Below are 8,795 nucleotides of genomic sequence, written 5' to 3'. Positions count from 1 at the left end.
AGCTCAGCGTGTCGGGGTGGTCGGCGCCCAGCACCCGCTCGCGGTCGGCGAGGGTGCGCTCGTACATCGGGATGGCCCGTCCCAGATCCCCCGCCGACTCGTACGCGCCCGCGAGGTTGTTGCGGGAGGTCAGCGTGGCGGGGTGGCCGGCGCCCAGCACCCGCTCACTGTCGGCGAGGGTGCGCTCGTACATCGGGATGGCCCGCCCCAGATCCCCCGCCGACTCGTACGCGCCCGCGAGGTTGTTGCGGGAGGTCAGCGTGTCGGGGTGGTCATCACCCTGTACTCGCTCACTGTCGGCGAGGGTGCGCTCGTACATCGGGATGGCCCGCCCCAGATCCCCCGCCGACTCGTACGCGCCCGCGAGGTTGTTGCGGGCGCCCAACGTGTGGGGATCGTCATCACCCATCAGCCGCGCAAAGGTACTCAGCGCGCGTAGGAAGTCTTCGATGGCGGGGGTGAGTGCGCCTTGTCCGCTTCGGTAGTTGCCTGCGTAGTTGAGGGCCAGGGCCGTGTGGACGGTGTCGTGGTCGGGCGTCTGGTGGCTGGTGAGGGCGTCGGTGTGGAGGAGCAGGACCCGGTACGTCGCCCAGTTGGCCGGGTCATCGATGTCGGAGGGGAAGGCGTCCGCGAGTAGGGCGGCGGCGTGGTTTCGGGCCTGGTCGACCGCTTCGGGTTGCCGGTGGGCATCGGCGGGGTCGGGGGTGCGGGCGAGGGTCTGGACGAGGCGGTGGACGGCGAGGGTGCCGTCGTGGTTGTCGGAGATCATGCTGTGCGCGGTGAGCCGGCCGATCGCGGTGGGGAGTTCGGGTGAGTCAGCGAGGGGGGTGAGGAGGTTGCGGGGGATGTGGTCGGGGGCGTACCACGCCAGGATTCGCAGGACGTCCACGGCGAGGGGGGTGGTGGCGAGGTTGTCCAGTGTGATGCGCCAGACCTGTGAGATCGTGCGGTCGGGGTCCCCGTCCTCGATGCCGGCGGCGAATGTCGCGGCGGTCCGGTGGGCGAGCATGTCGAGGTAGTCGCGCGGGCTGGTGCCGGTCTCGGCGCAGTACGCGGCAGCCAGTTCCACGGCCAGTGGAAGGTGGCCGAGTTCCGAACAAACCTCGGCCGCGCCGACGGTGTCGCGGGCCGCACCATCGGTGAGAACGCGGGTAAACAGCTCCAGGGCCTCGTTCCGAGCGAGAACGTCGAGGCGCACGGAGGTGGCGGTGTGGTGCCAGCCGGTGGCGCGACGGGTGGTGATCAGGAAGCGGCCCGTGCCGACACGGTCGAGCAGCCCGGTGATGTCGCTGGGGCGTTCGACGTTGTCCAGGACGATGAGCCAGTGGTCGTGGGCGGTCAGCCATTGACGTGCGCGTTCCACGAGGAACGCGGGGGGCATGACGGCCAGCGCGGGTTGGAGCGAACGGGCGAGGTCGGCTAGACCTGCGTCGATGGCTTCGGGGCTGTCGGCGGTGATCCACCAGCGGGGGTTGCCGGTGTGGTGCCGCCGGACCCAGTGGGCGGCCAGGCTCGTCTTACCGATCCCGCCCAGACCGTGAACGGCCTGCACGACGACCTCGCCAGGTGTCGCGAATGCGGCGTCCAGCAGGGTGAGGGCCTCGGCCCGGCCGACGAAGAGCTTCGTGGCAGGCGCATTGCACAACCCGGCGGGTGCCTGCACGTCAGCGATCGGACCGTATGCCTCCTGCGGCAAGATCGTGCCGTTCTCGACGTAGAGGGCCACCGAGTTGAGGATGTCCCCCCGGGCCGCGAGTGACCCCCGGTCGGCGTACACCGACGGTCCGTCGGTCGCAGGCGGGCTCCCCTTGCCGGGGGACTGCCCCCAGCGTGGGAGCTTCACACTCCCCTCTGCGCGGTCGACCCGTCCACGTCACCATCGGCAGCGATCGCTCCTCCAGTCGCGGAGATCCCCGGGCCGGCGCCAGGCGCCGGCGCACTACCTGCAGACGGAGAAGTGTCCCGCGCATGGGCATTGCTGACGTTGCCGCCTGCGGCGATGGCGCCGCCGTCCGCCCGCACCGACGAAACGGGCACCACCGCGGCCGCCGCAGCCGACGCCCGCAGCTGCAGCAGACCCACCACCAGCGCGCCCAGTCCGGCCACGGCCCCGGCCACCCCCCACACCTGACTGGACCGCTCAAGGTCTCCCGCCGACACCCAGACCAACAACGTGACCGCAGCTACCATCCCGGCCGCAGCCAAGGTCCACCACAAAGCCCTCATGACCCCATGCTCCTCCACCCACAAGATCAAGGGCCTGGATTTGTCGAACTGCCGCGTGAGTACCGCGCCCCTCCGTCGCTGAACAAAAAGCGAAGAGGCCGTCGGCATGGGTCAACACAGGGCCGATCACACAGATCGACCTCGAAGGCGGTGACGGTTTGCGCTGCGAGGTGACATCTATCGCTGCGAGGCACAAAGCCTGGGAGCCCTCCCGCTGATCCTTCGCGGGGGGTTGCACCGGAGGGCGGCTGGAGGGTTGTCTGCACGGTTGCACTAGGCGGGGGACCGAAGGTGTGACCGGGAGTGGGACCCCCCGAATCCGGTGATCTTGCATTTGTGCAGGTCAGATGCTGTGGGCAAGCCCCCTTCGGAAAACGACACCTCTTTGTCCGCGATAGCCGGACGAAGAGGTCTGTCCCGTGTCCGGGGGCCGGCGGCGCCCAGGGGTACATGTACCGGTATGGCGCGTGAACGGATCCGGTGGCCCCTCGTCGTGGACCGCGCTCGGGAGATCGTGGACGGGTACGCACCGCTCAAGGTGACCTTGAGGCAGGTCTTCTCTGCATAGTTTGAGGGTGTCTCACGGCTCTCACTGCAATGAGTGGTTTGATCTCTGAGCTCTAGATCGTTTTCGTTCGTCCTGCTCTTCTCAGTCCTGGGATCGATGTACCAGGAGGGAAGTTGGACCTGTACTTCGTGAAGCGGCCTCTTGTCGACCGGTACGCAGGGATGTTGCCCGCGGGGTCGTCGGGGGCGGTCGAGTTGCTGGACCGCCGGGTTGTCCCGGACGGGACTCCGGTGTTCCTGGGCCGGGACATGCGTCCGGTGGAGCCGGTCTGCTCGTGGTTCCGGCACCTGGCGCACAAGAACCGGGATCCGGAGACGATGCGGTCGTACGCCTACGTGGTGTCGCGGCTGATGGACTTCTTGGAGGACCGGGGCACCGACGTGGTGTCCGCGACCGAGGCGGACCTGGTGGCCTACCGCCGTCAGCGACAGGTGCTGCAGCCGATTCCGATCGGTGAGTCGACGTGGGACCGCGAGGCGGCCACCGTCAACGGCCTCTACGGCTGGCTGGTCGAGCAGAAGCTGGTGGCACGCCGGCCGCTGCGACTGGCGAAGCGGTACGGCAGCGGGATGGCGCGGCAGATGCAGGTCCGCCACCTGTCGATCGAGCAGTACTTGTACTTCCGGGACGTGGGGCTGGGCGGACAGGATCCGGACGGGGAGGTCGACGCCGACTTCCGGGGCTGGTGTCCGCACCGGGGCCGGGCGGCTGCCGAGCTCGCGCTGCTGACGGGGATGCGCAAGCGGGAGTGGTCTTCGGTGCTGCTGCCTGAGCTGGCGGTGGGCGCCCGCCGGGGCCAGGAGCCGGTGCAGTTCCGGTTGGAGGCGTGCGCGAAGTACGGGCGGGCACGTGACGCCTACGTCCCGGCGGCCGCGCTGGACCTGGTGGACACCTACCTGCTGCTGGAGCGGGCTGAGATCGTCGAGCGCTCGGCGGCGCGTCTGGGCCGTCGTCAACGCGACCTGTTCGTGGTGGACCGGATCGACGAGGAGACCGGCAAGATGAGCGGGGTCCTGGCCGGTGACCGGCGGACCTTCACGATCGCGCGGATGCCCGCCGGGCTGCGGGCGATCACGGTCCGCGACCGCGGGCGGGGGCTGGAGTCGCTGGCGGTGTTCCTCGGGCAGGGCGGGCTGATGCTGAGCGCCTCGTCCTGGGACCGGGTCCGGCGCCACGCCTGGCGGCGGATGCTGGCCCATGCCGAGCACGCAGAAGTTCCGCTGTTGCCGCGCAGACCGTGGCGATTCCACGATCTTCGCCACACGCTGGCCCTGCAGCTGCTGCGGCACCTGACTCGGCTGGCGGTGGCCCACGATGTCCGCCGCCAGGATCCCCGGCCGCTGGTGAGCCTGGGCGAGCACATCGCGTTCAACCCGCTGCTGAGGGTCCAGCGGCACCTGGGCCACGCCAGTCCCCGCACCACCTACGTCTACCTCGCCTACCTGGACGACCCGATGAACTACGTCGAGGACGCATTCCGGGCCTGGACCGACAGCGACGGCGCCACCTACGCCGAGATCGCCCGCCATCTGCTGGAAGGGGACCGTGATGGCCAGACGAGGTGAGAGCCGCCGGGACTTCCAGCCCGACCCGAACGCCCAGCCGGTGCAGCAGGCCCGGCACATCGGCCTGTGGCGGGTGACGGCCGCCCGCGCAAGCGGCCGGGTCCAGGTGATCGAGCTGGACCCCGGCGAGTTCCGCTGCCGACAACTGGCGGACGAACTCGGGGCTGAGTGGGCGGACTTCGGCGAGGTGGCCCGCCCGCACCCGACCGGGGTATTCGCCTACCGGCAGGCGATCCGAGACCTCTGCGCGTTCGTCGACACGACAGCCGGGGACCAGGCCGCGGCCTGCTCGCTGGCGCGGGAGGTTCCGGACACCGCCTTCCACATCCGCGAGTGGATGCGCCGGCTACCCACACGCTGGGCCGAGGGCTCGCAGCGGCCCTACTACCTGGCGAGCTTTCTCCTGGCCTTGATCCGCTTCCGCGGCCTTCACGGCGAGCGTCCGCTAGCGCCGCAGGTCCAGAGGCTGACCACGATGGCCGCCCCGGTCCGACCCGGGGGCATGAAGGAGCTCGACGAGTTCACCCGGGCCGAGAAGCGGAAGATCGTGCGGGCCGGCTGGGCGGAGGTGCGAGCCCTGGAGGCCCGGCTGGAACTGGGCAGGGAACTGGTCGCCGCCGGCGGCCACCCGACCGAGCGGGGCTGGCTGGAGCGGGCCAACCTGCTCTGGGGGCTGGCCAACGATGCGGTGACCGCGACAGAGATCTGGGCGAACCTGCCACAGTCCGACGGATGGCCGGCTGAACTGCGGGAGGTCATCGACCAGGCCGGCATCAGGTTCAGCGCGCGTCTCGCCCACTATCAGCTGGTCGTGGCCCTGACCGGCCTGCTCTATCCGCGCAATATCGACCTGCAGGCCTTCCGGCTGCTGCTGGTCGCGTCCACCGGGCACACCCCCGAGGAGGTCACCGGGCTCACCGAGGACGACGTCGAGTACCTCCCAGGCGGGGTGAGGCTACGGATGATCACCGCGCGAACAGGGTCCGCTCACGCGAGTTCCGCGACCTGGGCGAGGCCGGCCGCATCACCCACCCGGACCGCACCGGACTGAACGTCAAGGAGATCCTGGAGCGCCTGTCCGCCGCGACCGACCAGGCCCGCCGACGCAGCGGAATCCGGCCCGCGTTCCTGTTCACCTGCGCGCGCGTGCTGCCACGCACCATGCGGGTGGGAAGCGGTGAACTGACCTTCGCACCTTTTGAGTCGACCGACAGCAACGGCCGCCTGGCGGCCTGGGCCGAGCGGGCGAACGTCCAGGTTGCTGGGAAACTCGACATCAGGCGCCTGCGCAAGTCCGTGAAGGTCGAGAAGGCCGTCGCTTTCCGCGGCATGGTCAACGACATCGCCGACGACCACACCGCCGAGACGTTCCTGGGCCACTACGCACACGGTACGACGCTGCGGGTGTTGTCGGGGAGCACCGTCACCACCGCCCAGCAGACCTGGCTGGACCGAGCACTGGAGGGTCCGGTCGTGCTGGACGAGCCGGCCGTCGAGGCGTTGGCGGGGCCCGAGGCATTGAAGGGCCTGGGGCTGACGGTTGATCAGGCTGAGCGGATCCGCCAGGGAGAGTTAGACATGGGCGTCACCAGCTGCCGCGATCCCTACGACTCGCCCTACAACCGCCCAGGTGAACTCTGCGCGGTCGCCCCGCTGCGATGTCTGGAGTGCCGCAACGCGTTCGTGCTGCCCTCCAACTTGCCCCAACTTCTGTTGTTCGCCGACCATCTGGAGGGTCTGCGGAAACGGCTGAGCCCTCCGCACTTCCAGCAGGTCTGGGGCCTGGCCCGCACGAACCTCGCCTCGGTCCTGGCCGAGCGGGGCGCCGGCGAGCTTGAAGCGGCCCATCAGCAGATCTCCGAGCAGGGCCTACGGCTCCAGCTTCCGCTCTCCTCTCTCGTGGAGTTCGACGCATGACCCCTGAACCTGCTGCCGCACCGTGCCGGACCTCGCTGTTCTTCCGCGACGACGAATCAGTGATTCAGTCCCACCCCCTGCTTCCCGGCATCCCGGTTCCGAACTTCGGCGACACAGCGAAGTGGCCCTTCACCGCGGTTCGACGCCCCGCCAACGTCCCGCCCCACATCTGGGCCGTCACCTTCTCCACCTTGTCGCCTGTCTGGAACCTGCGGGCCCGCGAGGTCTGCATGGCGGTGCTCAACCCCCGCCACCCGGCTCTGGAGGCCAACGGCATGGCCCTGGACCACGACCCCTTCCAGCCCACCACACTGACCGGCATGGTCTCCGAGCTGCGAATCCTGGCCGCCTGGGCGAAGAAGACCGGTCGCAGTGAGGACCTCGGGCAGTGGACGGCCGACGACATCCGGGCCTTCATCGCGAAGGTCGCCAGCGAGCGCTCGACGGCGACCGTCCGCAACTACATCTGCGTGGTCCGTCTGCTGCACGAGCTCGGGCCGGTGCTGACCGGTGGCGGCCTGAAGATGGACCCCTGGCCCGGCCTCACTGCCCGGCAGGCGGCGGACGACCACCCGAGCGAGGTGCTGTCCACCCAGAACATCGCCCCCGCGGTCTGGTTCGCCCTGGTCAAGGCAGCCTGGACCTACACCGACGCCTTCGGCGCGGACATCCTGCGGGCCCGCGACACCTACCGCCGGCTCCAGGCCGAGGCCAGGGGCGACCGCACCGATTTCCGCACCGCGCTCGACCTCTGGCTCGCCGACCCGGGCAAGTCGATCCCGCTTCACCACGGCACCGCCCAGGCCCAGGGCCCCAACTGGGACCTGCTGACGCTCAAATTGGGCTACCGGGTGGATCTGTCACCGTTCGCTACGATCAGCGCCAGAGGGGACGGGCTGCGGGCGAGGGTGCTCGCGGCGGTCGTCGAGGGCCGGGGCCGCCCCGGCAGTTTCATCGACGACATCACCGAGGTGACGCGCGCCGACGGCAGCCGCAGCCCCTGGCACCAGGGCCTGGACGCCACCGCCCTGCGCAAGGAGTGCCTGGCATTGCGGGGGGCCTGCTATACGTTCCTGGCCGCGATCAGCATGATGCGCGATTCTGAGATTCGCGAGATCACGCGCGGGTCGGTGGTCGAGCACTACGGTGCCCCCGCCGTAGTCTCCCGCAAGCGCAAGCTCGACCCCGGTCGGCCACTGGAGCACTGGTGGATCATCGAACCCGCTGCCCGCGCGATCGTCACCGCCGAGGAACTGTCCCAACACCCCGACCTGGTCTTCGCTGACCCCGGCATCGGCGGCAGTACCGATCTGAAGTCCCACGAGTTCAGCGTCAGCCGGGACTGGATCAAGCGGTTCATCAGGTACGTCAACGAGAACTGCGAGCAAACTGGCCTGGCCGCCGTCCCGCCGGGCAAGGCGAACCCGCACATGTTCCGAAAAACCATGGCCATGCTGGTCGGAACCGAACCCGGCTCCGAGATCGCGTTGGGCATCCAGCTCAAGCACGCCGCCACCCGTGCCCTGGCCAACCGCACCACCCAGAGCTACGCGGGCACCGACATCGCCTGGGCCGAACACCTGGACACCGCCGTCGACGAGGCCCGCTTCCGGCGCCTGCGCGACCTCTACGACCGGCACCACAACGGTGAGACGATCGGCTACGGCCCCGGAGCGGAACGACTCAGCACTGCCTTTGACGCGGTCAAGAAGGCCGCTGCCGAGCACTGCACCCGCACCGCGGTGAGCGGCGACAAGCGCACCGAGTACACCTTCCTGCGCAAGACCCGGATCTCGCTGCGGTTCGGCAAGCTCAACCACTGCACCTTTGACGAGAACAACCCCGCTGGCGCCCGCTGCCTGGAGCAGGCGACCGCCCCGCCAGGACACCGCGGCCCCCTGATCGACCGCTGCCAGCCCGGCCGCTGCCACAACAGCGTCATCACCCCCGACCACCTGCAGATTTGGCGGTCGGAGGAGCACAGCCTCCTCAAGCTCCTGGACACGCCCAAGCTGCCGCCCTGCCGGCGTGACCAACTGGGCCGACAACTCAACGAAGTCCGAGACGTGATCCGAAAGGCGGACGAGCCGTGACCAGCATCGACCCGATCGAAGGCGTCCCGGCCGCGACCGCCAAGACCCTGCGCGAGGCCATGGACCGGCTCCTGGCCGGCCGCCCCCGCCGCACCGACGGCCGACTGATCAAGGACAACCTCTACAAGGAGGCCGGCGTCAGCCGGGCCACGATGAACCGCGCCCGGGCCGTCCTGGCCGAATGGGACCAACGGACGAAAGAAACCGGCTCCCGCACCCAGGGCGAGGCCCGCCGTGACGAGGAACTCCACGAACTGCGGGCCGAAGTAAAAGGGCTCAAGCGCCAGCGCACCGAGCTCCAGGCCAAGGTCGACGCGGCCGCAACGGTCATTGCGGCCCTGCATCACGACAATGCAGCACTCCACGAGCTTATTGGCTCGCGCAAAGGGGTCGTGGTCTCGCTCAACGGTCCCCAGGGTGAATGAC

At 69.4% G+C, this 8,795-nt stretch carries 6 protein-coding genes; 5 read left to right on the top strand and 1 reads right to left on the bottom strand.

What is annotated here, in order from left to right; all coding sequences use genetic code 11:
• A partial coding sequence (locus ACFWU6_RS14625) for a tetratricopeptide repeat protein (RefSeq protein ID WP_383981110.1) occupies positions 1-1,726 on the bottom strand: 1,726 nt, incomplete at its 3' end.
• A 1,181-nt stretch (positions 1,727-2,907) separates the two neighbouring features.
• On the opposite strand from ACFWU6_RS14625, the gene ACFWU6_RS14620 reads away from it, so the two are divergent.
• The 5 genes from ACFWU6_RS14620 to ACFWU6_RS14600 all read left to right on the top strand — a co-directional run bounded on the left by ACFWU6_RS14620 (position 2,908) and on the right by ACFWU6_RS14600 (position 8,794).
• Positions 2,908-4,359 (top strand): tyrosine-type recombinase/integrase, encoded by a 1,452-nt coding sequence (locus tag ACFWU6_RS14620; protein WP_383981108.1) that lies wholly within the window; start codon positions 2,908-2,910, stop codon positions 4,357-4,359.
• Positions 4,343-5,410 (top strand): hypothetical protein, encoded by a 1,068-nt coding sequence (locus ACFWU6_RS14615; protein WP_383981106.1) that lies wholly within the window; start codon positions 4,343-4,345, stop codon positions 5,408-5,410. Before ACFWU6_RS14620 ends, ACFWU6_RS14615 begins: the two co-directional genes overlap by 17 nt.
• Positions 5,411-5,505: 95 nt before the next feature.
• Positions 5,506-6,276 (top strand): hypothetical protein, encoded by a 771-nt coding sequence (locus ACFWU6_RS14610; protein WP_383981104.1) that lies wholly within the window; start codon positions 5,506-5,508, stop codon positions 6,274-6,276.
• Positions 6,273-8,369 carry an integrase gene (locus ACFWU6_RS14605; RefSeq protein ID WP_383981102.1) on the top strand — a complete coding sequence of 699 codons (2,097 nt, stop codon included), beginning with the start codon at positions 6,273-6,275 and terminating at the stop codon, positions 8,367-8,369. The genes ACFWU6_RS14610 and ACFWU6_RS14605 overlap by 4 nt, the downstream gene beginning before the upstream one ends.
• Positions 8,366-8,794, top strand: coding sequence for a hypothetical protein (locus ACFWU6_RS14600; RefSeq protein WP_383981100.1), 429 nt, complete (start codon positions 8,366-8,368; stop codon positions 8,792-8,794). Before ACFWU6_RS14605 ends, ACFWU6_RS14600 begins: the two co-directional genes overlap by 4 nt.
• The last annotated feature ends 1 nt before the right edge of the window (position 8,795 follow it).

The organism is Streptomyces sp. NPDC058674 (assembly GCF_042716505.1).
Classification (GTDB): domain Bacteria; phylum Actinomycetota; class Actinomycetes; order Streptomycetales; family Streptomycetaceae; genus Streptomyces.
This window is presented reverse-complemented; position numbering and strand designations above follow the sequence as displayed.

Excerpts from the sequence above, each read along its gene's own strand:
- ACFWU6_RS14615 (WP_383981106.1), top strand. The coding sequence starts at position 4,343 with ATGGCCAGACGAGGTGAGAGCCGCCGGGACTTCCAGCCCGACCCGAAC.
- ACFWU6_RS14605 (WP_383981102.1), top strand. The coding sequence starts at position 6,273 with ATGACCCCTGAACCTGCTGCCGCACCGTGCCGGACCTCGCTGTTCTTC.